We start from the raw sequence: 26,087 nt of genomic DNA, 5'->3' as shown, positions 1-26,087 counted from the left end.
CCGGATTGCATGCAAAAACGCCCCGATCTGTCGACCGAGGCGTTTTCAAGTTTAAAGCGCAGGTCAAAGTGCGCGCATCAACCGGCTCGTCGCAGCAACCAGACACCCGCCAGCGCACAGACGCCGGCCGGTACCAGCACCGCGAACAGCGGCGAGAAACCGAACACCAGGCTCGACGGGCCGAGCAAATCCTGGACGATACGGAAGGTGAAGCCCACCAGTACGCCGGTGAACACACGCTGACCGAGGGTTACCGAGCGCAGCGGACCGAAAATGAAGGAGATCGCCATCAGCACCAGTGCTGCGGTCACCAGCGGCTGCAACACCTTGACCCAAAATGCCAGCCAATAGCGGCCGTTGCTCAGGCCCTGCTCGGACAGATAGTGGATGTAGCCCCACAAACCACTGATCGACAGCGATTCCGGTGCCATGACCACGGTGCTCAGCAATTGCGGGCTCAGGGACACGTCCCAGCGCTCGGTAGGCGTATTCACGACTTCAGTGCTGCGCTCATGAAACTTGGTGGTCGCCACATCCGTGAGCTGCCAGTGATTGCCATCGAACTCAGCCTTTTTGGCGAAGCTCGAACTGAGCAGATGGCGCTCCTTGTCGAAGTGATAACGAGTCACCCCGTACAGCAAGCCGTTCGGTTGCACGGCGTTGATGTGGATGAACTCTTCACCCTGGCGGTGCCACATACCGTGCTTGGCGCTTTGCGCGTCGCCGCTGCCCTGCGCCAGCGAGCGATTGGCCTGGGCCATGCTTTCGGTCGCCGGAGCGACGTACTCGCCGATCAGCACACCGGCCAGCATCAGCACCAGCATTGGCTTCATGACGGCCCAGACGATCCGGCCGATGGACACGCCTGCAGCGCGCATGACCGTCAGCTCACTGCTGCTGGCCAGACTGCCGAGACCGATCAGGCAGCCGATCAATGCGGCCATTGGCAACATTTCGTAGAGACGGCGCGGCGCGGTCAGCAATACAAAGCTCAGAACATCGACCAGCGTGTAGGTATCGCTGACGTCGCCCATCTCATCGATAAAGGCAAACAAGGTCGCCAGACCGAGAATGATGGCCAGCACGGCGATAATCGCCATGAACACGCTGCTGCCGATGTAGCGGTCGAGTTTAACCACGGGCCACCTCCAGCGCTGCAGAGCGACGGCTGGCCATCTTCAGGCGCAGCGGCTCCCAGTAGAGCAGGCCGAGACCGATGATCAGGAAGATCGCATGCACCCACCACAGGCCGAGGGCCGGCGGGATCTTGCCCTTCTCGAGGGCGCCGCGGGCGGCAATAAGGATGGTCAGGTAAGCCATATAAAGAAGAATCGCCGGCAGCAGCTTGAGGAAACGCCCTTGGCGCGGATTGACTCGCGACAGCGGCACCGCCATCAGGGTCACGATAAATACCAGCAGCGGCAGGGACAAACGCCATTGCAGTTCGGTTTTCGAGCGGATGTCATCGCTGCCCAGCAGAGACGAGGTCGGCATGGCGTCACGGTCGGTGACTTCTTCGCTGACGTCTGGCTTGGGCAACAGCACACCGTAGGTTTCGTAATGAATGGCGCGGTAATCGGCCTGCCCCGGGCTGCCGTCGTAGCGATAGCCGTTATCGAGGATCAGATAGCGATTGCCATCGGGGCGCACTTCCTGACGACCGCCTTCGGCCACCAGCACGGAAATCCCGCGATCCTTTTGATCAGCTCCGAGGTTTTTCTGCGAAATGAATACGCTACCCAGATTGACGCGATCGTCGCTCAACGTCTCGGTGTAGGTCACCCGCGTACCGTCACGCAGGGCCTGGAAACGTCCCGGTTCGAGGGTGTCGAATTCGGTCAGCGCGTCCTGCTTGTTCAGCAGCAACTGGAACTGATTGGCGCCTTGCGGGGCCAGGCCAAGGCTCAGCCATGCCACGACCAGTGCAACCAGGGTTGCCGGGAACAGGGTCATGCGAAACAGCTTCTGCTGGCTCATGCCGGTGGCCGAGAGCACGGTCATCTCGCTTTCCAGGTACAGGCGACCGTACGCCAGCAGGATGCCGAGGAACAGGCCCAGCGGCAGAATCAGTTGCAGGAAACCCGGCAGACGAAAGCCCATGATCAGGAACAAAGAGCCCGGATCGAGCTGGCCGGCAGCGGCCTGCGCCAGATATTTGATGAAGCGACCGCTCATGATGATGACCAGCAGCACGGCACTCACGGCGCTGAGGGTCAACAGGACTTCGCGGGACAGATAACGGAAGACGATCAAACCAGACACTCCAGGGTTGTCAGGCTAAGGCGGCCAAACACGCAAACACATCGACCGGCCCGCAACGCAGAGCCGTCGAAAAAAGATGCGGCATTATCCTGTGATTGGGGGCGCCTGTCACTGCGCACACTCATCCATGTCTGTAATCCTTTGCAGATCGTACAACCTAGGGGGCGTTCTCAATTAGTTTTCACACCGCGCCGGGTCTGCTGTTGTGCAGGGCAAGGCGCGAGAAGCGTGGTTTGGTCATTCCAAATAAGCTTCGAGCAACGCAGCCCTGCACAACAGCAGGCCCGGCCCTTCGGGTTGTGCCTTAAAGCCGGCCAGTCTGCGTTGCAGGCCTTGGAAAGGGAACAACCATTCCCAGCGACCTGCGCCTTGCCTGGCTGGCTTTAAGGCGACAACGCGGTGTGAAAACTAATTGAGAACGCCCCCTAGGGTTGTCAGGCGCGGGGAGCGAGGTTCAAACTGCGGCCCTTGTCGCAGGCTTTGGCCTGCGCCTCTTCTATCTATAAGCAGGCGACTGCGGACACCGTCGAACGCCTGCGTGTTGACCATTCATTCAGGGATCCGGACATGGAACTGGTTGTAAAAAGCGTTAGCCCAGAAACGTTGAAAACCGCCACCCTGGTGGTTGCTGTCGGCGAAGGCCGCAAACTCGGCGTCGCCGCCAAACAAGTCGACGAACTGAGCGGTGGTGCAATCAGCGCCGTCCTCAAGCGTGGCGATCTGTCCGGCAAAGTCGGTCAAAGCCTGCTGCTGCACAGCCTGCCGAACCTCAAAGCCGAGCGCGTGCTGCTGGTCGGCGTGGGCAAGGAAGAAGAGCTGGGCGACCGTCCGTTCCGCAAAATCGTTGCCGGCATTCTCAATACCCTGAAAAGCCTGAACGGCAGTGACGCCGTGCTGGCGCTGGATGAAGTTATTGTTAAAAACCGCGATAGCTACGGCAAAACCCGCCTGCTGGCGGAAACCCTGGTGGACGGCGAATACACCTTCGACCAGTTCAAGAGCCAGAAAGCCGAACCGCGCGCCCTGAAAAAAATCACCCTGCTGACCATCAAGGCTGCCCAAGCTGAAGTGCAGCGCGCCGTGAACCACGCTACTGCGATCGCCAACGGCATGGCCTTCACCCGCGATCTGGGCAACCTGCCCCCGAACATCTGCCACCCGACCTTCCTCGGCGAACAAGCCAAGAATCTGGGCAAAGAGTTCAAGGATCTGAAAGTCGAAGTCCTCGACGAAAAGAAAATCAAATCCCTCGGTATGGGTTCGTTCTACGCCGTCGGCCAGGGCAGCGAGCAACCGCCGCGCCTGATCGTCATGCAATACAACGGCGGCAAGAAATCCGAGAAGCCGTACGCACTGGTCGGTAAAGGCATCACCTTCGACACGGGTGGTATCAGCCTGAAACCAGGCGCCGGCATGGACGAAATGAAGTACGACATGGGCGGCGCGGCCTCCGTGTTCGGTACCCTGCGTGCCGTGCTTGAACTGAAACTGCCGATCAACCTGGTGTGCATCCTCGCCTGCGCCGAGAACATGCCTAGCGGCAACGCGACCCGTCCGGGCGATATCGTCACCACCATGAGCGGCCAGACCGTGGAAATCCTCAACACTGACGCCGAAGGCCGTCTGGTGCTGTGCGATGCGCTGACCTACTCCGAGCGCTTCAAGCCACAAGCAGTGATCGACATCGCCACCCTGACCGGCGCTTGCGTCGTTGCCTTGGGCGCTCACACCTCGGGCCTGCTGGGTAACAACGACGAACTGATCGACCAGTTGCTCAGCGCCGGTAAAGCCGCTGATGACCGTGCCTGGCAATTGCCGCTGTTCGACGAATACCAGGAGCAACTGGACAGCCCGTTCGCCGACATCGCCAACATTGGCGGGCCGAAAGCCGGCACCATCACGGCTGCATGCTTCCTGTCGCGCTTCACCAAGAACCTCAACTGGGCGCACCTGGACATCGCGGGCACCGCATGGACCAGCGGCGGCAAGGACAAGGGCGCCACTGGCCGTCCAGTACCGTTGCTGACCCAGTACCTGCTGGATCGTGCCAAAGCCTGAACCCGCTGATGGGCGGCGTCACTTTCGGGTGACGCCGCCTGCTGCTCTGGAACCGCAATGACCAAAGTCGACTTCTATATCCTGCCCAGCGCCGATCCGTCGGCTCGCCTGGACTTTGCCTGCAAGCTCACCGAGAAAGCCTGGCGCATGGGGCACCGCATCTACCTGCATTGCAGCGATGCAGCTCAGCGCGACGATCTCGATGCGCGCCTGTGGGCATTCAAGGGCGAAACGTTCGTGCCGCATGGCCCTGCCGACAGTGAGCCGGACGGTTGGATCGTTTTGGGCCTGGGTGACGACTGCGGTCAGCATCAGGATTTACTGGTCAATCTCGACCTGAAAGTCCCGGCCTTCGCCAGCAAATTCGCCCGGGTGGCGGAAGTGGTGGTGGAGGATCCGACGATTCGGGCGGCCGCGCGGGAGAGTTTCCGTTTCTACCGCGAACAGGGCTATCCTCTGCAAGATCACCGTTTACAGCGACTCTGAGCATTCCAATGGACACTCCGAAACCGCAGCAAAAGTCCGCACACCTGCTGGACGATCTCGAATCGATCCGCCAGCTGCTCGGCGATGACAACCTGCAACCGCCACTGTTGACCGATACGGTCGACGACGGTGAGCAGGAACAGATTCCGATGTTGTTTGATTCGGTAGGCAACGAGCCGGCCGCTGTCGAACCACCCCCCGCGCCAGCCCCGACACCTGCCGCGCAACCAGCGGCACCTGTGAATAAAGGTCCGGACGCTCTGCTCCACCTCGACAGCGAACTGCGCGCCGCCGCGCAATTGATCATGCAAGACGTGATCGACGACTTCGCTCCGCACATCGAAACCGAAATCAAACGCCGCCTCGATGCACGCATGGAACGCCTACTCGCCGCAGCTACGAGCGGCAAGCTTTAAGCTGCAAGCCAGAGCTAAAACAAACCTGCCACTCTCTTCTTGCAGCTTGTGGCTTGTAGCTTGCAGCTGTCCCCGCGGCTATACTCGTCGGCTTTTCCTGAATTAATGCCAATAGGGTCCCGCCGCGCATGGATAAGACCTACCAGCCGCACGCCATTGAAACTTCCTGGTACAACACCTGGGAGTCCGAGAACTACTTCGCCCCGCAAGGCGCGGGCGACTCCTACACCATCATGATCCCGCCGCCGAACGTCACCGGCAGCCTGCACATGGGTCACGGTTTCAACAACGCGATCATGGACGCCCTGATCCGTTTCCGCCGCATGCAGGGTCGCAACACCCTGTGGCAGCCGGGTACCGACCACGCCGGTATCGCCACGCAGATGCTGGTGGAGCGTCAACTCGAGGCCCAAGGCCAGAATCGCCATGATCTGGGCCGCGAAAAATTCCTCGAGAAAGTCTGGGAATGGAAGGATCAGTCCGGCGGCAACATCAGCCGTCAGATCCGCCGCCTCGGCTCGTCCGTTGACTGGAGCCGCGAACGCTTCACCATGGACGACGGCCTCTCGGAAGCGGTTAAAGAAGCCTTCGTGCGCCTGCACGAAGACGGTCTGATCTATCGCGGCAAGCGTCTGGTCAACTGGGATACCAAACTGCACACGGCGATTTCCGACCTCGAAGTGGAAAACCACGACGAGAAGGGTTTCCTGTGGAACCTGAAATACCCGCTGGCCGACGGCGCGAAAACCGCTGAAGGCAACGACTTCCTGATCGTCGCGACCACCCGTCCGGAAACCATGCTCGGCGACTCCGCCGTTGCGGTGAACCCGAACGATGAGCGCTACCAAGCCCTGATCGGCAAATTCGTCGAGCTGCCACTGGTTGGCCGCCGCATCCCGATCATCGCCGACGATTACTGCGATCCTGAATTCGGCACCGGCTGCGTGAAAATCACCCCGGCCCACGATTTCAACGACTACGAAGTCGGCAAGCGTCACAACCTGCCGTTGCTGAACATCTTCGACAAGAACGCCAACGTGCTGCCGGCAGCGCAGGTGTTCAACCTCGACGGTACGCTGAACGACAGCATCGACGGCAAGATCCCGGCTGAATACGCCGGCCTCGAGCGTTTCGAAGCGCGCAAGCAGATCGTTGCCGCATTCGATGCCGCCGGCCTGTTGGTCAGCGTCAACGACCACGGCCTGAAAGTGCCGAAGGGCGACCGCTCCGGCACCATCATCGAGCCATGGCTGACCGACCAGTGGTACGTGTCGACCAAACCGCTGGCCGAGCCGGCGATTGCTGCCGTTGAAGACGGTCGCATTCAGTTTGTGCCGAAGCAGTACGAAAACATGTACTTCTCGTGGATGCGCGACATCCAGGACTGGTGCATCAGCCGTCAGCTGTGGTGGGGTCACCGGATTCCGGCCTGGTACGACGAGTCGGGCAAAGTCTACGTCGGTCGCGACGAAGCCGAAGTGCGTGCCAAGCACAACCTCGGCCCCGACGTTGCGCTGCAACAGGACAACGACGTACTCGACACCTGGTTCAGTTCCGGCCTGTGGACGTTCTCCACCCTGGGCTGGCCTGAGCAGACCGAGTTCCTGAAGAAATTCCACTCCACCGACGTACTGGTGACGGGCTTCGACATCATTTTCTTCTGGGTTGCCCGGATGATCATGCTGACCATGCACCTGATCAAGAACGAGGACGGCACCCCGCAGGTGCCGTTCAAGACCGTTTATGTGCACGGTCTGGTGCGCGATGGCCAGGGCCAGAAGATGTCCAAGTCCAAGGGCAACGTCCTTGACCCGCTGGACATCATCGACGGTATCGAGCTGGAAGAACTGGTGCAGAAACGCACCTCGGGTCTGATGCAGCCGAAACTGGCGAAGAAGATCGAGAAGCAGACCCGCGACGAGTTCGCCGACGGCATCGCCAGCTACGGCACCGACGCCCTGCGCTTCACCTTCTGCTCGCTGGCTTCGACCGGGCGCGACATCAAGTTCGACATGGGCCGCGTTGAAGGCTATCGAAACTTCTGCAACAAGATCTGGAACGCCGCGCGTTACGTTCTGGACAAGGGCGAAGACTGCGGCCAGAACGGCGAAGCCTACGAGCTGTCGCTGGCGGACCGCTGGATCATCTCGCAGTTGCAACGCACCGAAGCCGAAGTGACCCGTCAATTGGATCAATTCCGTTTCGACCTCGCTGCACAAGCGCTGTACGAGTTCATCTGGAACCAATACTGCGACTGGTATCTGGAACTGTCCAAGCCTGTGCTGTGGGACGAGAACGCGCCGGTTGAACGTCAGCGCGGTACTCGCCGTACGCTGGTTCGCGTACTGGAAGTGGCGTTGCGTCTGGCGCATCCGTTCATGCCGTTCATCACTGAAGAAATCTGGCAGCGCATTGCGCCGCTGGCCGGCATTCAGGGCAAGACGATCATGCTGCAAGCGTGGCCAGTGGCCAACGAAGAGCGCATTGATCCGGCCGCCGAAGACGATATCGAATGGCTCAAGGAACTGATGCTCGGCACGCGTAACATCCGTGGCGAAATGAACATCGGCCCGGGCAAGCCACTGCCGATCTACCTGAAGAACGTCAGCGCTGAAGACCAGCGCCGTCTGACCGAAAACGAAGCGCTGCTGAAGAAGCTGGCGCGTCTGGAATCGATCACCGTTCTGGCGGCTGGCGAAGAAGCACCGTTGTCCGCTACCGCGCTGGTTGGCGAGATGGAAGTGCTGGTGCCGATGGCCGGCCTGATCGACAAGGGCGCTGAGCTCGCGCGTCTGGACAAGGAAATCCTGCGTCTGCAGGGTGAAGTCCAGCGCGTTGGTGGCAAACTGTCCAACGCCGGTTTCGTTGACAAGGCCCCGGCTGAAGTCATCGAAAAGGAACGCGCCAAACTGGCCGAGGCTGAACAAGCCTTGGGCAAACTGGCCGAGCAGCACGCGCGGATTGCCAGCCTGTAACGGCAAAACGCAATGAAAAAGGGAGGCCCAGGTGGTCTCCCTTTTTTATTCCTGATCACCACGAATCCCCTGTGGGAGCGAGCCTGCTCGCGAAAGCGGTGGGTCAGTCGACAAATCTGCCGGATGTGAAACCGCCTTCGCGAGCAGGCTCGCTCCCACAGTTTGAACGGTGTTGCCTTGAGATGTGGGACAATACCCGCCACTTTCAGCCATACCCGAATCGACCACGCCCATGAACGCCCCCCGCACACCCAAACCTGCGCGCAAAAAGCCTGACTCCGCGACCCCGGCCAAAGCCGTTGAGCCGCGTGAAAAGGCCAGCCTGCACCCGCGCAATCGCCATCAGGGTCGTTACGACTTCCCGGCGCTGATCAAGACCACGCCGGAACTGGCGAAGTTCGTGATCACCAACCCGTACGGCAAGGAAAGCATCGACTTCGCCAGCCCCGATGCGGTGCGCGTGTTCAACCGGGCGCTGCTCAAGTCGTTTTATGGCATCCAGCATTGGGACATCCCGGCGGATTACCTCTGTCCACCGGTGCCGGGCCGTGCCGATTACGTGCACTTCCTCGCGGATTTGCTGGCGAGCATGAACGACGGCAAGGTCCCGCGCGGCGCGATCGTCAACGTATTGGATATCGGCATGGGCGCCAACTGCGTGTATCCGCTGATCGGTAACAGCGAATACCGCTGGCACTTCCTCGGTTCGGAGATCGACCCGACGGCCGTAGCTGCCGCCAAAGCCATCGTTCAGTCAAACGACCTGAACAAGGTGATCCAGCTGCGCCAGCAGGAAAACCGCAAGCACATCCTGATCGGTCTGCTGGAACCGGGTGAGCGCTTTGACCTGACCATGTGCAACCCCCCGTTCCACGCTTCGATGGATGAAGCGACCAAGGGCAGCGAGCGCAAATGGCGCGCACTGGGCAAGGCCGACCCGAAACGCAAACTGCCAGTGCTGAACTTCGGTGGCCAGTCGGCTGAGCTGTGGTGTGAAGGTGGCGAGGCACGTTTCGTGACGCAACTGATCGCCGAGAGCGCGAACTTCCAGCATAAAGTGCTGTGGTTCAGCACATTAGTGTCGAAAGCTTCGAACCTGCCAGCCATCGAAACCGCGCTGAAAAAAGCCGGCGTGCTGGAAAGCCAGGTCGTCGAGATGTCTCAGGGCCAGAAGCAGAGCCGCTTTGTGGCCTGGACTTTCCAGACCAAGTCCGAGCAGCAGATCTGGCGCCGCGAGCGCTGGGTACGCTAACGCACCACAGATTCACCTGTGGGAGCGAGCCTGCTCGCGAAAGCGGTATGTCAGTCGGTATTGAAGGTGACTGATCCAACGCTTCGCGAGCAGGTTCGCTCCCACATTGGTTTCAATGTGCAGCGCCAAATCGCAGACACAAAAAAACCGTGCCCGGATCGCTCCGGTGCACGGTTTTTTATTACTGCGTCTTACTTGTTCACAGCGTCGGTCAGGCCTTTGGCCACAACCAGCTTGATCACTTTCTTTGCAGGGATTTCGATGGCAGCGCCAGTCGAAGGGTTACGGCCAGTGCGGGCAGGACGCTCGGTCACTTTCAGCTTGCCGATACCTGGCAAGGTGATTTCGCCGCCGTTTTCCAGCTGATCGGCAACGATTTGGCCCAGTTGGTCCAGAGCGTTACGCGCGGTGGTTTTCGGCGCGTCGATAGCTTCAGCGATGTCGGCGATCAGTTGGTCTTTAGTAAGAGCCATGTAGTGTTCCTTCCCTATCAAATTCATATGGATTGCAGAGTGCAGTGTCAGCCATCGAGCCCGATCTTCTGGATCTGGCACCCTCGGCGATAACCACGACGAGTCGGGTTATAGATACCGAAATCAGGGTTTGGTTCGACCTGACAAATGCTGATTGCACGCTTAACGCAGTGACTTCGCGTAAGACCGGGCAAAACTAGCACAGAGCCGGGGAAATATCCGCCTCTAGCTACCCATTTGGTCAGCTTTATTGCGCTAAATCGGTAAAAAACTGCATAAGCGCCAGTGCGCGCCCCGGTTTTGCCCTACAACCCGCGCCAAAACCAGTGGTTGCGGTACACTGGGCGCTTTTTCGGGGGAGCCTGCCCTCCTCCCTTCCAACAGCCGAGAAGCCCATGCCGATCCGTCATTGCATCGTCCACCTGATCGACAAAAAACCCGACGGCACGCCCGCAGTTCTGCACGCCCGTGACACGGAACTGGCCGAGTCTGCAGCCATCGAAAACATGCTCGCCGACCTCAACGAGAGCTATAACGCCAAACAGGGCAAAGCCTGGGGCCTGTTTCATCCGGAATCCGGTGCGTTCCCGTTCAGCGGCTGGCTGAAGGAATACATGGAAGGCGGCAAGGACTTCACCGCGTTCAGCAAGGTCGCGGTCGAGCACCTGCAGAAGCTGATGGAAGAATCGAACCTGTCGGTCGGCGGCCATGTGCTGTTCGCCCACTATCAGCAAGGCATGACCGACTACCTGGCCATCGCCCTGCTGCACCACAGCGAAGGCGTGGCGGTGACCGATGAGCTGGACGTGACCCCATCGCGCCACCTCGACCTCGGCCAACTGCACCTGGCGGCGCGTATCAACGTCTCCGAGTGGCAGAACAACAAGCAGTCCAAGCAGTACATCTCGTTCATCAAGGGCAAGAACGGCAAGAAGGTTTCGGAATACTTCCGCGACTTCATCGGCTGCCAGGAAGGCGTCGACGGCCCGGGCGAGACGCGCACGCTGCTCAAGGCGTTCAGTGACTTCGTCGAGAGCGAAGACCTGCCCGAAGAGTCCGCTCGCGAGAAGACCAAAACCCTGGTCGATTACGCCAGCAGCCAGGCCAAACTCGGCGAACCGATGGGCCTCGAAGAGTTGTCGGAGCTGATCGACGAAGAACGCCCGAAAGCCTTTTACGATCACATTCGCAACAAGGACTACGGCCTGTCGCCAGAGATTCCGGCGGACAAACGCACCCTGAATCAATTCCGCCGCTTCACCGGCCGCGCCGAAGGCCTGTCGATCAGCTTTGAAGCGCACCTGCTGGGCTCGAAGATCGAATACGACGAAGAGGCTGGCACCCTGGTGATCAAAGGCCTGCCAACGTCGCTCACCGATCAGCTGAAGCGGCGTAACTGATGCTCGGCAACGTGCTGAAGAAGGTCGCGCTGGTTCTGCTGGTGGTCGTGGTCTATCAGAACTGGGGCAAGATCGAGCGGGTGTTCAACCCCTCGCAGATGGTTGCCGAGCAGACGCGCGCGCAGGCCAACGTCGTACTCTACGCCACCGACTGGTGCGGCTACTGCAAGCAGACCAAACGCTTTCTCGACAGCAAGGGGATTGCGTTCAAGGAGTTCGATATCGAGAAGGATGCCGAGGCGCGCAAGGCGTATGAGGCATTGGGCGGACGCGGGATACCGTTGATCGATGTTAACGGCACATTGATTCGCGGATTCGACCCGGACGAAATCCTCGCCGCCCTGAAGTAACCAATGTGGGAGCGAGCCTGCTCGCGAAGACGGCTGATCATTCAACACTGTTGTTGTCTGACACACCGCTTTCGCGAGCAGGCTCGCTCCCACAATGGATCTTTAGCGGGCTTCGATGCGGAAACCGAAACGCGGGAAGTGCACATGCACCACACCGCCACGCTCGTCTTCACGACGAATGATCAACTCTTCGCGACCGGCAAACAGCAACTCGCCCACCACCGGATCAACCCCGTAATCGGTCGCGGCAATCGCCACCTGCTGCCCAGCCTTGAACCCATTCGGATCCACGAACTGCTCATCCGGCAATGCCGCCGGTGTCGCGTTGCGTGCAATCTCAAGCGCCTCTTCCGACGTCATCGCACTGGCTGCGCCATGGCCAAAGCCCAGCACTCGTCCCAACCAGGCCGAAACTGCCGGATACTCATCCACCAGTGGAGCCGTGACATGCGTAGCCTTGAGGAACCACAGCGGATGCGCCAGCGCGAAGTCGGCAATCGACGGTTCGCCGAACAGGAAGTCGCCCTGCTCGCGCTGCAACTGCTGCTCCAGACGCGCCATGATCGTCGGCCATTGATGCTTGGCCTGTTCGGCAGACAAACGCGTGGCGCTGCCACCACTGAACAGACCGGCACGGTCGGCAATAAAAGCCTTGATCGCTTCCGGCGGCAGCTTGGCGAAACGCACCGCCACCGATTCCGGCTGAAACACCAGGCTCACCGCATGTTGAAACACCACCGAGTCAGCCCACGTGGCAAAACTGGCGGCGGTGAATTCCTGGCCCTCGGGAAAGAACGCCGGCAACGCCTTTTCCTGCTCCAGGCGACGGGCGATCAGCGAAGTGTCGCAATAGATGTCGGCACCAATCTGCAGCACCGGGGTCTTGCGGTAGCCACCCGTCAGCGCGGTGAGATCCGGTTTCGGCATCACCGGCGAGATGTGCACCGAGCGCCACGACAAGCCTTTGAAGCCCAGCAGCAGGCGGGCCTTCTCGGCAAATGGGGAGGTCGGGTAATGATGCAGAATCAACTCGGACATGCTCGGCTCCGCCGCTCAGATAGTGAGCTGGCAGCTTAGCGTGCATTTGCTTAGCAGCCTACAGATCTGCCTGATGGGAACCAATCAGTCAGATTGATAAGACGCAACCAGACATTCCTTGGCGCTCTTCCTGAGTTTTTTGATCAAGCGTTCCTGACGCAGCGCATCGCTTTTGTCGCGGCACAGCTCGGTGTAGACCAGCGCCATCGCAGGGCTGGAGAGGAAGAACCGCGCGCCTTTGCCGCTTTGATGCTTGGCGAAACGGCGCACCGGATCATCGCTGATCCCGCAGTACAACGAACCATTGGCGGCGCGAACGAGGTAGACGAACCAGGACTTGCTCACCGGTTCGGCGACATCGACAGATTTTTCGCTAAGACTGGTCACTTCGGGATCAAGACGTGTAGGAAACAGGCGGCGATCTTATCAGCGACCGGCCTGAAATGCCTTCAGTCCCTTCAATGCCTGTGCACGCACGGCGTTGCGCACCAACGGCGTCCAGCCCAGCAGCAGGCCCTTGAAACCCAGCGCCTGACGCGACCAGCGCCACAGGTCGAAGTGATCGTGGTGCTCGCAGATCTTGCCGTCACGGAACACGAAGCGGGCCTGGATATCGTTGACCACGACGTTGCCGGTCTGGCTGAACAGGTAGGTCGCGACCCAATGCGCGCCGCCGCTGCGCTCATCGGCGCGGACATTGTCGAAGGTCAGCGAGAAATCCTTGGCGCGGGTGGTGAGCATGCGCCACATGTCGCCGGCATCGCGCCCGCGCAGTTCGCCGAAGGCCGGGTCGCTGAACACTACGTCATCGGTGTAGCAGGCGGCCATGGCTTCGGCGTCCAGGCGCTGGAAGGCCTGGTAGAAGCGGGTGATCAACGCGGCGTGGGCTTCGCTCATGGGCAATCTCCAAGATAGGTACAGATTGCCAGCACGATAATCTGCAATGCGCAGAAACACTATCGGCATTCGCACACCGAATACCTGCAGCACGCAAAACCCATGTGGGAGCGAGCCTGCTCGCGAAAGCGGCGTGTCAGTCGACACAGATATTGAATGTAAAATCGCCTTCGCGAGCAGGCTCGCTCCCGCATTTAAAATCAGTGCATTCAGATCTTCTCGCTTTGCACTTGCACGTACAGCGCGCGCCCGGCACCGAGGCCAGCAATGATCGCACCTGTGCCAATAATCCCGAAGATCCAGCCCACGGCATTCCAGCCGCCGGTCCAGTCATGCACCACGCCGACTGCGAACGGCCCCATCGACGCCAGCGTGTAACCGAAACCCTGGGACATGCTCGACAGGTTCGCCGCGACATGGGAATCGCGCGAGCGCAGCACAATCAACGTCAACGCCAGACTGAACGTACCGCCCTGCCCCAGACCCAGCAAAATCGCCCAGCCCCACAGGCCTTCGATCGGCGCGTACAGGCAGCCGAACAGACCGCCAAGGGTCAGCGCCATGACCACGACAATTGCCAGACGCTGATCCTTGCCACGGGTCGCCAGCCAAGGCGCGGCCAACGAGCTGGCAAGTTGAATGATCACCGAACCGGACAACACCAGACCGGCCTGAGTTGGCGTCAGGCCGCGACCAATCAGGATCGACGGCAACCAGCCGAAGACGATGTAGGCCAGCGACGATTGCAGGCCCATGTACAAGGTCACCTGCCAGGCCAGCGGATCACGCAGCAGGCCGCGCACGCGATAGGCGACGTTGTGCGCGCCATGTTTCTGCCCGACTTGCGGCAGCCAGAACACCGCTGCAACCAACGCCGGAATCACCCAGAAGCCCAGGCCCATCGCCCAGCTGTGACCGAAGTGTTCACTCAACGGCACGCTGGAACCGGCCGCCATCGCTGCGCCCAGACACAGCGCCATGGTGTAGACGCCGGTCATGGTGCCGGCGTGTTTGGCGAAGTCGCGCTTGACGATCCCCGGCAGCAGCACGCCGATGATGCCGATGCTCGCACCGCCCAATACGCTGCCGGCGAACAGGCCGATTTCACCGAAGTTGCTGCGCAGAATAATCCCGCCGGCGAGCGCCAGCAGAATCCCCAGCACCACCCGTTCAGCGCCAAAACGCCGCGCCAGAATCGGTGCCAGCGGCGCAAACAAACCGAGGCACAACACCGGCAACGTGGTCAGCAAACCGGCCTGAGCCGCCGATAAACCGAGACTTTTCGACACGTCGCTGAGCAGCGGCGCCATGCTCGATAGCGCTGGACGCAAATTCAGCGCCACCAGAATCAGCCCCAGCAACAACAGCCACGGGCGCTTCACCAGCGGATGGCTTTGTTGCACCTGCTCGTCGTCAGCCTCGGCGTCGATCAGCAGCTCTTCAAGTTCTGCCGTACGTTTCGGGGTTGTGGATATCTCACTGCGGGACATGGTTTTCTCGGTTTCAAGGTTCATTGATCAACTGCCTCGACAAGGCTTTGGCCCGTTCCGGGTCGCGTTGCTCGACCGCATCAAGCAACTCGATGTGCAGGTCGAACACTTCCTGACGGCGCGGGACGATGTTCAGGGTCTGGCGCAATTGCGCGCCGACGATGCTGGAGAAATAGCGATACAACTCGCTGAGGGTCGGGTTGTGCGCGGCGTCGACCAGACGGCGGTGGAACACCAGATCGCAGGCGATGTAGGTGTCGAGATCGCCGTGGTAGTGGCTGCCGCTGGTGCCAAGAGCTTCGCGCAATGCGACGAGGTCTTCGTCGGTACGACGTAACGCCGCAAGGCCGATGGCCTCGACTTCGAGGATGTGGCGGGTTTCCCGCGCCTGTTCCAGCGAGCATTGCGACAGCGCTTTCAGGGTATCCATCGGATCGATCACTGCGCGCAGGTAACTGCCGTCGCCCTGACGAATCTCGATCAGCCCGGAAAACGCCAGCACGCGCATGGCCTCGCGCACGGTATTGCGGCTGATGCCCAGTTCGGCGCACAGCTCGGGTTCGGTCGGCAAACGCTCGCCGACCTGCCAGGCGCCGCTGTTGATGCGCTGACGAAGTTGATCCAAGGCCTGATCGACCAAAGATCGCTTAATGAGTGGAGAAATGTCTGACATAGGATTCGCCCTTTCATCCAATCATAGGATGAATTTTCTGACATGTTAGTCAGACCCGTGTAGGACGGCAACTACCTAGGGTCAATCGGAGACACATGAAGCGGTATTTTCGATTAGTCAAAATTACCCTTTAAGGGTAATTTCAGGGACAGGGTTTTGGTTTCTTATGGAAAAGAACACACCCCATTACGACTTGGCGGTGATCAAGGCGGATGTCAGGCGACTTGGCTGGAGGGCTTTCGCGCACACGGCAAGAAAAACCGGCACTGCACTCAAACTCACTCTCGAAGAGATGCAAGAAATCGTTCTCAAACTGCAGCGCAGCATGTTGTACAAATCGATGACGACTTTTGACGATCACCGTATGTGGCAAGACGTCTATCACATCCAATCACATGGTTTGGAGATTTACATCAAGGTGTCATATCACTACGACAGGCGCCCACCCGTGATCTCTTTCAAGGAGAACCATTCATGAATACGCAGCAGTGTGTCAGTTGCGGCGCTCCGGAAGGCATGGTGCATTTCAAGGGTCGAGGCGAAACCCTGAGCGCCAAGGGAATGGAGCGTCGGATCGACGATTTGTCGGGCTGGGAGTGCCAGAAGTGCGGTGAGGTCGAATTGGACGATGAGTGCGGGCAGCGGTATTCCGACGCATGCGATGAACTCGTTATCGCCTGTAGAAAAATGGTCGGTGACGAAATGAAAAAGATCCGTCGCAAACTGCACCTGACGCAAAAGGAAACGGTGCAATTGCTTTCAGGGGGCGGGCACAACGCATTTTCACGATACGAACGCGGCGAGATACTTCCGCCGAAAGCATTGATGCTGCTCATGCGTCTGCTGGATCGCTATCCACACTTGCTTGCCGACGCGAGAGTCTTGGCCGAAGGGGCTGATTTAAGAGGCGCTTTCAAGTTCACTGAGCACAAAGAACAAGAACCTCTCACCGCCTCCTGACCCACAAAAAATCAAACCCGGCACAAGGCCGGGTTTGATTCACACACAAACCATCAATGCAAAATCTGACTCAAGAACAACTTTGTCCGCTCGTTCTGCGGATTATCGAAGAAGTCATTCGGCGCCGCCTGCTCAACGATCTCACCCTTGTCCATGAAGATCACGCGATTGGCCACGGTACGGGCAAAGCCCATTTCGTGGGTCACGCAAAGCATGGTCATGCCGTCTTCAGCCAGACCGATCATGGTGTCGAGTACTTCCTTCACCATCTCCGGATCGAGCGCTGAAGTCGGTTCGTCGAACAGCATGATTTTCGGTTTCATGCACAGGGCGCGAGCAATCGCCACACGCTGCTGCTGACCACCGGACAGTTGTCCCGGGAATTTGTGCGCCTGCTCCGGAATGCGTACGCGTTCCAGATAATGCATGGCGATTTCCTCGGCCTTGCGCTTGGGCATCTTGCGTACCCACATTGGTGCCAGGGTGCAGTTCTGCAAAATGGTCAGGTGCGGGAACAGGTTGAAGTGCTGGAACACCATGCCGACTTCACGGCGGATCGCTTCGATCTGCTTGAGGTCGTTGGTCAGTTCCACGCCATCAACGACGATGCGGCCCTGCTGATGTTCTTCCAGACGATTGAGGCAACGAATCGTCGTCGATTTACCGGAACCCGACGGGCCGCACAGGACGATACGCTCGCCCTGTTTGACGTTGAGGTTGATGTCTTTCAGCACGTGGAACTGGCCGTACCACTTGTTGACGCCCTGCATCTGAATAATGCCTTCAGGACCTGCAGGCTTTTTGATTGCTTCGCTCATTTACAGAGAACTCCTAACGCTTGTGGCCAGTGTCGAGCTTGCGTTCCAGATGCATGGAATAGCGCGACATACCAAAACAGAAAATCCAGAACACCAGGGCGGCGAACACGTAGCCTTCGGTGGCCATGCCCAGCCATTTCGGATCGGCAGCGGCTTGCTTGACGCTGTTGAGCAGGTCAAACAGGCCGATGATGATCACAAGGCTGGTGTCCTTGAACAGCGCAATGAAGGTGTTGACGATGCCGGGAATGACCAGCTTCAGGGCTTGCGGCAGGATCACCAGGCCCATCGAGCGCCAGTAACCGAGGCCCATCGCTGCAGCTGCTTCGTACTGACCTTTGGGGATCGCTTGCAGACCACCGCGCACCACTTCGGCGACATAGGCCGACTGGAACAGGATCACGCCGATCAGTGCCCGCAGCAGTTTGTCGAAGTTCATGCCTTCCGGCAGGAACAGCGGCAGCATCACCGAAGACATGAACAGCACCGTGATCAACGGCACGCCGCGCCAGAATTCGATAAAGGTCACGCAGACCACACGAATCGCCGGCATGTTCGAACGTCGACCCAGCGCCAGCACAATCCCCAGCGGCAACGCACCGGCAATACCGACTGTGGCGATCACCAGAGTCAGCATCAGGCCGCCCCACTGGCTGGTCGCCACGTTGGTCAGGCCGAAACCGCCGTGCAACAGGGTGAAAGCAATGATCGGGTAAAGCACCAGGAAGCTCAGCCCGTAGATCGCTTTACGCGGCACACGCGAGATGAACAATGGCGCTGCACCGATCACCGCCAGCCACACGGTCAGGTCGACACGCCAGCGCAGTTCCGTCGGGTAGTAGCCGTACATGAACTGGCCGAAACGCTGCTGAATGAACACCCAGCAGGCGCCTTCCTTGGTGCAGTCGGCGCGGGTGGTGCCGACCCAGTTGGCATCGACAATCGCCCAGCTGAGGATCGGCGGCACCACGAGGTAGATCAGGTAGAACGCAAACAGCGTCAGCAGGGTGTTGAGCCAGCTGGAGAACATGTTCGCGCGCATCCACGCCACCACGCCGATGCTGCTGTTCGGTGGGGGCATGTCAGGTTTGAAAGTATGAGTACTCATGCGCTTTTCCTTACCGCTCGATCAGCGCAATGCGCTTGTTGTACCAGTTCATCAGCAGGGAAATGCTGATACTGATCGCCAGGTACACGCTCATGGTGATGGCAATCACCTCGATCGCCTGGCCGGTCTGGTTAAGCACCGTGCCCGCGAACAGCGACACCATTTCCGGATAACCGATACCGGCCGCCAGCGAAGAGTTTTTCGCCAGGTTCAGGTATTGGCTGGTCAGCGGCGGAATGATCACGCGCAGGGCTTGCGGAATGATCACCTTGCGCAGGGTCGGACCGTTGCGCAGGCCGAGGGAACGCGCCGCCTCAGTCTGGCCATGGCTGACCGACTTGATCCCCGAACGCACGATCTCGGCGATGAACGCCGCGGTGTACACGGTCAGGGCCAGGGTCAAGGCAAGCAGTTCCGGGATCAGCACCCAGCCGCCAACAAAGTTGAAGCCTTTGAGCTCGGGCATTTCCCAATGCAGCGGTGCGCCGAAGATCAATGCGCACAACGCCGGGATCACCAGCAGAATCGCCAGCCCCACCCAGAACTTGTGAAACGGTACGCCGGTTTCTTCAAAGCGCTTGTTGGCCCAGCGCGTCATCAGCACGATGCCGACAATGGCCACCACGATGCTGAGCACGAACGCCCAGAAACCATCAGCCGCCAGCGCGGCTGGCATGTTCAGGCCACGGCTGCTGACGAAGAAGGTGTCGCCGAAATTATGGCTGTTGCGCGGCCCCGGCATGGTCAGGAATACCGCGAAGTACCAGAACAGAATCTGCAGCAGCGGCGGAATGTTGCGGAACACTTCCACATACACCGTCGCCAGTTTGCTGATGATCCAGTTCTGCGACAGCCGCGCTACACCGATGATGAAACCGAGAATCGTCGCCAGAATCACGCCGATCACCGTCACCAACAGGGTATTGAGAAGACCGATGACAAAGACGCGGGCATAGCTGTCCGCTTCGGTGTAGTCGATCAGGTGTTGAGCGATGCCGAAACCGGCACTGCGCTCCAGAAAGCCAAAACCGGAGGTAATGCCCCGGTGCTGAAGGTTGGTTTGCGTATTGTCGAACAAGTACCAGCCCAGCGAGACCACCGCCACAACGGTGATGATCTGGAATAGCCACGCACGCACTCGTGGATCGCTGAGGCTGAGCCTCTGCTTTGGTGCGCCGATTGAATTTTGCATGAAGTGCCCCGGAAGAAATGGAACAAGAACATCACCCGGCGGTTGGCCCGCCGGGTGATAGAACCATTAGCGCACTGGTGGTGCGTACTGAATGCCGCCGTTGTTCCACAGGGCGTTCAAGCCGCGGTCGATTTCCAGCGGAGTGCTCTTGCCGAGGTTTTTCTCGAAGATTTCACCGTAGTTGCCGACTTGTTTGACGATCTGCACAACCCAGTCTTTCGGCAGTTTCAGGTCTTTGCCGTACTCGCCGTCAGCGCCGAGCATACGGGCGACGTCCGGGTTCTTGGTCGACTTGGCTTCAGCTTCGACGTTCTTCGAAGTGATGCCGGCTTCTTCGGTGTTGAGCAGCGCGTAGCCAACCCAACGCACGATCGCCAGCCACTCGTCGTCGCCGTTACGTACGACCGGGCCCAGCGGTTCTTTGGAAATGGTTTCCGGCAGAACCACGTAGTCCTTCGGCGAGGCCAGCTTGGAGCGCTGGGCGAACAGCTGGGACTTGTCGGAGGTCAGCACGTCGCAACGACCGGATTCCAGCGATTTGGCGCTTTCATCGGAGGTGTCGAAAGTGATCGGGGTGTATTTCAGACCGTTGCCACGGAAGTAGTCGGAAACGTTCAGCTCGGTGGTGGTACCGGCCTGGATGCAGATAGTTGCACCGTCCAGCTCTTTGGCACTCTTCACGCCCAGCTTGTTGTTCACCAGGAAGCCGATGCCGTCGTAGTAGGTAATGAAGCCCGGGAATTTCAGGCCCATGCCCGCGTCACGCGAACTGGTCATGGTGGTGTTACGCGACAGGATGTCGATCTCGCCCGATTGCAGCGCGGTGAAGCGCTCCTTGGCGTTCAACTGACTGAATTTGACCTTGGTCGCGTCGCCGAATACGGCAGCGGCCACAGCGCGGCAGACGTCAGCATCAATCCCGAGGATCTTGCCGGTCGCGTCCGGAACCGAGAAGCCCGGCAGACCGTCGCTCACGCCACACTGCACGAAACCTTTCTTTTGCACTGCATCCAGGGTTGCACCCGCCTGAGCGAACCCGCTGACACCGAGTACTGTTGCTGCAGTCACGATGGCCAGGGTGGATTTCAACATCTTCATTCAAACCTCCAGTTTTGCTCTTGTTGTGTCGGAGCTTGAGTCCAGTCGCACCCTTTTGAGGCGTTGTTGACCCGTGTTGGCTTTTTTTGGGGTCAACCGACGTAAGACCTTCGCTATGAGTCTAGTAGGAGAAAATCCACATAATGGACAACTCACTTCTCACCAATCGGCCGAACGGGCTGTAGCCCTTTCACGTTCGCTGCGCCCGTAGCGGCCATTGGCGAACATCCATCACCGGATTCTTTGCCATCCCGTCGCGGGTCGTACACTGATAGTGTTACCGCCACGCGTAGGACGTTTCGTACAAAACCTTCCATAGCAAAGCCCGTACCACACCTGTCGCGGAATCGATTCGGCGACAGGTCAAGAGCAAAACTTGTACCCTTGCGACATCTTCTTAACGGATCAACCGGGCGCGCACTCGAATCACGCACTTAATGAGAGCGCCCGCACATATTTGGAGCAGACATGACCGAGCCCTTGATTCTTCAGCCTGTTAAGCCCGCAGACGCCTGCGTGATCTGGCTGCACGGCCTCGGCGCCGACCGCTACGATTTCCTGCCGGTGGCGGAAGCGTTGCAGGAAAGCCTGTTGAGCACGCGCTTCGTGCTGCCGCAGGCGCCGACTCGTCCGGTGACGATAAATGGCGGATATGCCATGCCGAGCTGGTACGACATTAAAGCCATGAGCCCGGCGCGGGCGATCGATCGTGATGAGCTGGAAGCGTCGGCGGATCGCATCATCGAATTGATCGAAAACGAGCGCGCCAGCGGAATAGACGCCTCGCGGATTTTCCTCGCCGGTTTTTCCCAGGGTGGCGCCGTGGTTTTGCACACTGTTTTCTTGAAATGGCAGGGGCCGTTGGGTGGTGTGCTGGCGTTGTCGACGTATGCGCCGACTTTCAATGATGAGATGGAGCTTTCAGCCAGTCAGCAGCGGATTCCCGCGCTATGCCTGCACGGCCAGTTCGATGGCGTGGTGCAGAACTCGATGGGCCGCAGTGCCTATGAGCATTTGGTGAAGCATGGTGTCACCGTGACATGGCAGGAATACCCAATGGAGCACGAAGTGTTACCCGAGGAAATTCGCGACATTGGCGTTTGGTTGAGCGAACGTCTGCGCTGATCACGCCAGCAATGCCTGCCCTTTGATCATCACACTACGCCGCGCCCGTTTCTTGCATTACACTGGCCGGCGTACATTCCTTAACCAATTGATGAGATGACCGTGCTCGAAGCACTCAAGAAAATGTTCGGTAAAAGCGAGGCTGAGCAGCTCGCGCCAGTTCCCAGTGCGCCGTCGCACGCCCCCGGTCATCGCCACGATGCGCCCCAGGCCGACCGCCCCGCTGCCGTAGCAGCACCGAAGCAAGACCCGCAACCCGCTCCGGCCGCGCCCATCGCCGCCGAGCCTGCGCGCAGTGACGAGCCGAAACCGGCCAGACCGCGTCGCGAACCGAAGCCCAAGGCATCGGTCATTCCGTGGAAACTCGAAGATTTCGTCGTCGAGCCACAAGAAGGCAAAACCCGCTTTCACGATTTCAAACTCGCTCCAGAACTGATGCACGCCATTCAGGATCTGGGCTTCCCGTATTGCACGCCGATCCAGGCGCAGGTGCTGGGCTTCACCCTCGCCGGCAAAGACGCCATTGGTCGCGCGCAGACCGGTACCGGCAAAACCGCCGCGTTCCTGATCTCGATCATTACTCAACTGCTGCAAACGCCGCCGCCGAAAGAACGCTACATGGGCGAACCTCGTGCGCTGATCATCGCGCCGACCCGTGAGCTGGTGGTGCAGATCGCCAAGGACGCCGCCGACCTGACCAAGTACACCGGCCTCAACGTCATGACCTTCGTTGGCGGTATGGATTTCGACAAGCAGCTCAAACACCTCGAAGCGCGTCACTGCGACATTCTCGTCGCCACCCCGGGCCGCCTGCTCGACTTCAACCAGCGCGGCGACGTGCATCTGGACATGGTCGAAGTGATGGTGCTGGACGAAGCCGACCGCATGCTCGACATGGGTTTCATCCCGCAAGTGCGCCAGATCATTCGCCAGACGCCGCCGAAAAGCGAACGCCAGACCCTGCTGTTCTCCGCGACCTTCACCGAAGATGTGATGAACCTCGCCAAGCAGTGGACGACCGATCCGTCGATCGTCGAAATCGAAATCACCAACGTCGCCAACGAAAACGTCGAGCAACACATCTACGCCGTGGCCGGTGCCGACAAGTACAAATTGCTCTACAACCTGGTCAACGATAATGGCTGGGAGCGGGTGATGGTCTTCGCCAACCGCAAGGACGAAGTCCGCCGTATCGAAGAGCGTCTGGTGCGCGACGGTGTGAACGCTGCGCAGTTGTCCGGCGACGTGCCGCAGCACAAGCGCATCAAGACTCTGGAAGGTTTCCGCGAAGGCAAGATTCGCGTACTGGTCGCCACCGATGTAGCCGGTCGCGGCATCCACATCGACGGCATCAGCCACGTGATCAACTTCACCCTGCCGGAAGTCCCGGACGACTACGTGCACCGCATCGGCCGGACCGGTCGTGCTGGCGCCGATGGCGTGTCGATCAGCTTCGCCGGTGAGGACGACTCCTACCAGTTGCCGTCCATCGAAGAGAAGCTCGGTCGCAAGATCAGCTGCGAAACGCCACCGACGCACCTGCTGCGTGCGGTTGAGCGCAAGCGTCCGCAGTAAGCGATACGAATAAAAGAAGCGCAGCCGGCAACGGACTGCGCTTTTTTTTCGCCCGGTGTTTGATCAGGTGCTTGCGAGAGAAAACTAAATGTCCATAATGGACAAATTAGTTTAAATACAGACTCCGGAGCCTGACATGTCCAGTACGCCCTACGTGATCGACCAGCATCAGGCCCGCGAGCTTCTGATGCGCATCGACGTGCCGCAGATTCTGCGCAAACTGTTTCGCGATCTTGCGGCGGGTAATGCCGTGCAACCGGCGCAACAACTGGTGGAGTTTCCTCAAGGTGCCGGCGACTTCATCAATTATCTGGGTGTGCTGGCTGAGGACGGCGTGTACGGCGTGAAGACCTCGCCGTATATCGTTCGCGAGCAAGGTGCGCTAGTGACGGCATGGACCTTGTTGATGTCGATGAAAACCGGTCAACCGCTGCTGCTGTGCGATGCCGGTGAACTGACCACCGCGCGCACCGCCGCGACCACGGCCGTGGCGGTCGACACCCTCGCTCCGGTCAATGCCACGCGACTGGCAATCATTGGTAGCGGCAAGGTTGCCCAGGCGCATTTGCACTACGTGAAATCGCTGCGTGACTGGCAGAGCATCAGCCTGTATTCGCCAAGCCTGTCCGCCGACGCGCAAACCCAGGCACTGTTGAAAGCCATCACGCCCAATCTGAAAATTGCCGATAGCCGTGAAGCGGCCATTGCCGAGGCTGATGTGATCATGCTGTGTACCTCGTCCCCCGGCCCGGTGATCGATCCTGCCGCGCTGAGCAAACCGGCCCTGATCACCTCGATCAGCACCAACGCCCCACGTGCCCACGAAGTGCCGCCGCAGAGCCTCAACGACATGCAGGTGTTCTGTGACTATCGTCTGACCACTCCGGGGTCGGCGGGTGAGATGCTGATTGCCAGTGAACAGCATGGCTGGAGCAAGGATTTGATTGTCGGCGATCTCGCCGACTTGCTCAGCGAGAAAGTCCAGCGCCCCGATTACGATCGTCACGTGTTTTTCCGTTCAATCGGCCTTGGCTTGGAAGACATCGCCCTGGCCAATGCGGTTTATCACTTAACCCACTAACACCACAAATCCCCTGTAGGAGCGAGCCTGCTCGCGAATGCGGTCTTACATTCAGCATTATTGTTGCCTGATACACCGCTATCGCGAGCAGGCTCACTCCTACAGGGGATAGCGAACTATTGGATATTGCTTACTCACTGGAGAACCTCATGAGCCAGGCAGATTTCATCATCATCGGCGGCGGAATTGCCGGCGCTTCCAGCGGTTTCTGGTTGTCGCCGCACGGCAAAGTGATCGTGCTCGAACGTGAATCGCACCCGGCCTATCACTCCACCGGGCGCTCCGCCGCGCTGTTCACTGCAGCCTATGGCACACCGCAGGTACGTGCACTGACCCAGGCCAGCCGCGAGTTTTTCGATCATCCGCCGGCCGGCTTCTGCGAACACCCGCTGCTGACCCCGCGCGGCGAAATGACCGTCGACTTCACCGGCGACCCCGCCGAACTCAACAACCAATACCTCAGCGCCAAAGCCACCGTGCCGGAGATGCAATTGCTCAGCGCCGACGAAGCCTGCGCACGCCTGCCGATCCTGCGCCGGGAAAAAGTCCATGGTGCGATCTACGACCCGAGCGCCAGCGACATCGACACCGATGCCCTGCATCAGGGCTACCTGCGCGGCATCCGTCGCAACAACGGCGAAGTGCATACCGACTGCGAAGTACTCGGCCTGAACCGCGACGCCGACGGCCTCTGGCACGTACAAACAAACGGCCAGACCTTCAGCGCACCGGTAATCATCAACGCCGCCGGCGCCTGGGCCGACAAGATCGGTGCACTGGCCGGCGCCAAGCCCTTGGGCTTGCAACCGAAACGCCGCGCCGCATTCATCTTCGCCGGCCCCGAAGGCGTCGACATTCATCACTGGCCGATGCTGGTGAGCCTCGACGAGTCCTTCTATATGAAACCCGACGCTGGCATGTTCCTCGGCTCGCCGGCCAACGCCGACCCGGTCGAACCCCACGATGTGCAGCCGGAAGAACTGGATATCGCCATGGGCATTTACCAGATCGAAGAAGCCACCACGCTGACCATCCGCCGCCCGACCCGCACCTGGGCCGGGCTGCGCAGTTTCGTCGGCGACGGTGATCTGCTCAGCGGTTTCGATCCGCAGGTGCCGGGGCTGTTCTGGGTCGCGGCGCAAGGTGGTTATGGCATCCAGACTTCGCCAGCGATGGGCCAGGCCAGCGCGGAGTTGGTGCGTGGTCAGCCACTGCCCGAGCACTTGCGTAACTTCGGTCTGAGCAGCGCCATGCTCTCGCCTGCCCGCCTCGCCTGATCGTCCATCCGGATGACGCGCCCAACGGATTGCGGCACACTCGCAGCGCCTCCTGATCACGGGGGCGTTGACGCTGCCTGGAG

General features: G+C 59.6%; 25 protein-coding genes. 13 read left to right on the top strand and 12 right to left on the bottom strand.

Features of this window, described 5'->3' with window-relative positions; translation table 11 throughout:
* Positions 1-77: 77 nt before the first annotated feature.
* Entirely contained in the window at positions 78-1,139 is a 1,062-nt protein-coding gene (lptG, locus tag PspR84_RS05510) for an LPS export ABC transporter permease LptG (protein WP_160056065.1), read from the bottom strand.
* A complete protein-coding gene (gene lptF / locus PspR84_RS05505) occupies positions 1,132-2,253 on the bottom strand; it encodes an LPS export ABC transporter permease LptF (protein WP_160056063.1) in 1,122 nt (373 codons plus the stop codon). The genes lptG and lptF overlap by 8 nt, the downstream gene beginning before the upstream one ends.
* Positions 2,254-2,829: 576 nt before the next feature.
* Between lptF and PspR84_RS05500 the strand changes: the two genes are divergently transcribed.
* The 5 genes from PspR84_RS05500 (at position 2,830) to rlmF (ending at position 9,449) form a co-directional block, all read left to right on the top strand.
* On the top strand, positions 2,830-4,320 hold the full coding sequence (locus PspR84_RS05500) for a leucyl aminopeptidase (RefSeq protein ID WP_160056061.1): 1,491 nt from the start codon (positions 2,830-2,832) through the stop codon (positions 4,318-4,320).
* A 57-nt stretch (positions 4,321-4,377) separates the two neighbouring features.
* Positions 4,378-4,806 (top strand): DNA polymerase III subunit chi, encoded by a 429-nt coding sequence (locus PspR84_RS05495; protein ID WP_160056059.1) that lies wholly within the window; start codon positions 4,378-4,380, stop codon positions 4,804-4,806.
* 8 nt (positions 4,807-4,814) lie between these two features.
* The gene (locus PspR84_RS05490) at positions 4,815-5,222 is read left to right on the top strand and encodes a DNA polymerase III subunit chi (protein ID WP_160056057.1); all 408 of its coding nucleotides are present in this window, start codon (positions 4,815-4,817) and stop codon (positions 5,220-5,222) included.
* 128 nt (positions 5,223-5,350) lie between these two features.
* The gene (locus PspR84_RS05485; RefSeq protein ID WP_160056055.1) at positions 5,351-8,197 is read left to right on the top strand and encodes a valine--tRNA ligase; all 2,847 of its coding nucleotides are present in this window, start codon (positions 5,351-5,353) and stop codon (positions 8,195-8,197) included.
* 232 nt (positions 8,198-8,429) lie between these two features.
* Positions 8,430-9,449 (top strand): 23S rRNA (adenine(1618)-N(6))-methyltransferase RlmF, encoded by a 1,020-nt coding sequence (gene rlmF, locus PspR84_RS05480; RefSeq protein WP_160056044.1) that lies wholly within the window; start codon positions 8,430-8,432, stop codon positions 9,447-9,449.
* Positions 9,450-9,640: 191 nt separating this feature from the next.
* Here the strand turns inward: rlmF and PspR84_RS05475 are convergent, their stop codons facing one another.
* Positions 9,641-9,922 (bottom strand): HU family DNA-binding protein, encoded by a 282-nt coding sequence (locus tag PspR84_RS05475; RefSeq protein WP_003221909.1) that lies wholly within the window; start codon positions 9,920-9,922, stop codon positions 9,641-9,643.
* A gap of 395 nt (positions 9,923-10,317) precedes the next feature.
* On the opposite strand from PspR84_RS05475, the gene yejK reads away from it, so the two are divergent.
* Positions 10,318-11,322, top strand: a complete 1,005-nt coding sequence (yejK, locus tag PspR84_RS05470; protein ID WP_007909053.1) for a nucleoid-associated protein YejK — start codon at positions 10,318-10,320, stop codon at positions 11,320-11,322.
* Positions 11,322-11,672: a glutaredoxin family protein gene (locus tag PspR84_RS05465; protein WP_008083649.1), complete on the top strand. Its 351-nt coding sequence runs from the start codon at positions 11,322-11,324 to the stop codon at positions 11,670-11,672. The genes yejK and PspR84_RS05465 overlap by 1 nt, the downstream gene beginning before the upstream one ends.
* A 102-nt stretch (positions 11,673-11,774) precedes the next feature.
* Here PspR84_RS05465 and PspR84_RS05460 read toward each other — a convergent pair whose 3' ends face one another.
* The 5 genes from PspR84_RS05460 to PspR84_RS05440 all read right to left on the bottom strand — a co-directional run bounded on the left by PspR84_RS05460 (position 11,775) and on the right by PspR84_RS05440 (position 15,770).
* Entirely contained in the window at positions 11,775-12,710 is a 936-nt protein-coding gene (locus tag PspR84_RS05460; RefSeq protein ID WP_160056042.1) for a glutathione S-transferase family protein, read from the bottom strand.
* Positions 12,711-12,794: 84 nt separating this feature from the next.
* On the bottom strand, positions 12,795-13,097 hold the full coding sequence (locus tag PspR84_RS05455) for a GIY-YIG nuclease family protein (protein WP_008083651.1): 303 nt from the start codon (positions 13,095-13,097) through the stop codon (positions 12,795-12,797).
* A 39-nt stretch (positions 13,098-13,136) separates the two neighbouring features.
* Positions 13,137-13,607 carry a nuclear transport factor 2 family protein gene (locus tag PspR84_RS05450; RefSeq protein ID WP_007909058.1) on the bottom strand — a complete coding sequence of 157 codons (471 nt, stop codon included), beginning with the start codon at positions 13,605-13,607 and terminating at the stop codon, positions 13,137-13,139.
* A gap of 209 nt (positions 13,608-13,816) precedes the next feature.
* Positions 13,817-15,121, bottom strand: a complete 1,305-nt coding sequence (locus PspR84_RS05445; RefSeq protein WP_160056040.1) for a CynX/NimT family MFS transporter — start codon at positions 15,119-15,121, stop codon at positions 13,817-13,819.
* Positions 15,111-15,770 (bottom strand): FadR/GntR family transcriptional regulator, encoded by a 660-nt coding sequence (locus PspR84_RS05440; RefSeq protein WP_160056038.1) that lies wholly within the window; start codon positions 15,768-15,770, stop codon positions 15,111-15,113. The genes PspR84_RS05445 and PspR84_RS05440 overlap by 11 nt, the downstream gene beginning before the upstream one ends.
* Positions 15,771-15,936: 166 nt before the next feature.
* Between PspR84_RS05440 and PspR84_RS05435 the strand changes: the two genes are divergently transcribed.
* Positions 15,937-16,248, top strand: a complete 312-nt coding sequence (locus PspR84_RS05435; RefSeq protein WP_160056036.1) for a type II toxin-antitoxin system MqsR family toxin — start codon at positions 15,937-15,939, stop codon at positions 16,246-16,248.
* The gene (locus tag PspR84_RS05430; protein WP_160056034.1) at positions 16,245-16,730 is read left to right on the top strand and encodes a type II TA system antitoxin MqsA family protein; all 486 of its coding nucleotides are present in this window, start codon (positions 16,245-16,247) and stop codon (positions 16,728-16,730) included. Before PspR84_RS05435 ends, PspR84_RS05430 begins: the two co-directional genes overlap by 4 nt.
* A gap of 53 nt (positions 16,731-16,783) precedes the next feature.
* Here the strand turns inward: PspR84_RS05430 and PspR84_RS05425 are convergent, their stop codons facing one another.
* The 4 genes from PspR84_RS05425 to PspR84_RS05410 form a co-directional block, all read right to left on the bottom strand.
* Entirely contained in the window at positions 16,784-17,548 is a 765-nt protein-coding gene (locus PspR84_RS05425; protein WP_038357653.1) for an amino acid ABC transporter ATP-binding protein, read from the bottom strand.
* Positions 17,549-17,561: 13 nt separating this feature from the next.
* A complete protein-coding gene (locus PspR84_RS05420) occupies positions 17,562-18,656 on the bottom strand; it encodes an amino acid ABC transporter permease (protein ID WP_095112603.1) in 1,095 nt (364 codons plus the stop codon).
* A gap of 10 nt (positions 18,657-18,666) precedes the next feature.
* Entirely contained in the window at positions 18,667-19,848 is a 1,182-nt protein-coding gene (locus PspR84_RS05415) for an amino acid ABC transporter permease (RefSeq protein ID WP_160056032.1), read from the bottom strand.
* A gap of 66 nt (positions 19,849-19,914) precedes the next feature.
* Positions 19,915-20,946: an amino acid ABC transporter substrate-binding protein gene (locus PspR84_RS05410; RefSeq protein ID WP_007914328.1), complete on the bottom strand. Its 1,032-nt coding sequence runs from the start codon at positions 20,944-20,946 to the stop codon at positions 19,915-19,917.
* Between the two features lie 468 nt (positions 20,947-21,414).
* Here PspR84_RS05410 and PspR84_RS05405 point away from each other — a divergent pair, with 468 nt between their 5' ends.
* The 4 genes from PspR84_RS05405 (at position 21,415) to PspR84_RS05390 (ending at position 26,004) form a co-directional block, all read left to right on the top strand.
* Entirely contained in the window at positions 21,415-22,071 is a 657-nt protein-coding gene (locus tag PspR84_RS05405) for an alpha/beta fold hydrolase (RefSeq protein ID WP_160056030.1), read from the top strand.
* A gap of 96 nt (positions 22,072-22,167) precedes the next feature.
* Positions 22,168-23,646 (top strand): ATP-dependent RNA helicase RhlB, encoded by a 1,479-nt coding sequence (gene rhlB, locus PspR84_RS05400; RefSeq protein WP_160056028.1) that lies wholly within the window; start codon positions 22,168-22,170, stop codon positions 23,644-23,646.
* Between the two features lie 136 nt (positions 23,647-23,782).
* Positions 23,783-24,727, top strand: a complete 945-nt coding sequence (locus PspR84_RS05395; protein ID WP_160056026.1) for an ornithine cyclodeaminase family protein — start codon at positions 23,783-23,785, stop codon at positions 24,725-24,727.
* 149 nt (positions 24,728-24,876) lie between these two features.
* Complete coding sequence (locus PspR84_RS05390) at positions 24,877-26,004, top strand: FAD-dependent oxidoreductase (protein ID WP_160056024.1); 1,128 nt, start codon at positions 24,877-24,879, stop codon at positions 26,002-26,004.
* Positions 26,005-26,087: the final 83 nt, after the last annotated feature.

This window comes from Pseudomonas sp. R84 (genome assembly GCF_009834515.1).
In the GTDB taxonomy this organism is placed as follows: domain Bacteria; phylum Pseudomonadota; class Gammaproteobacteria; order Pseudomonadales; family Pseudomonadaceae; genus Aquipseudomonas.
The sequence above is the reverse complement of the archived record's forward strand: the minus strand, read 5'-3'. Positions and strand labels throughout refer to the sequence as shown.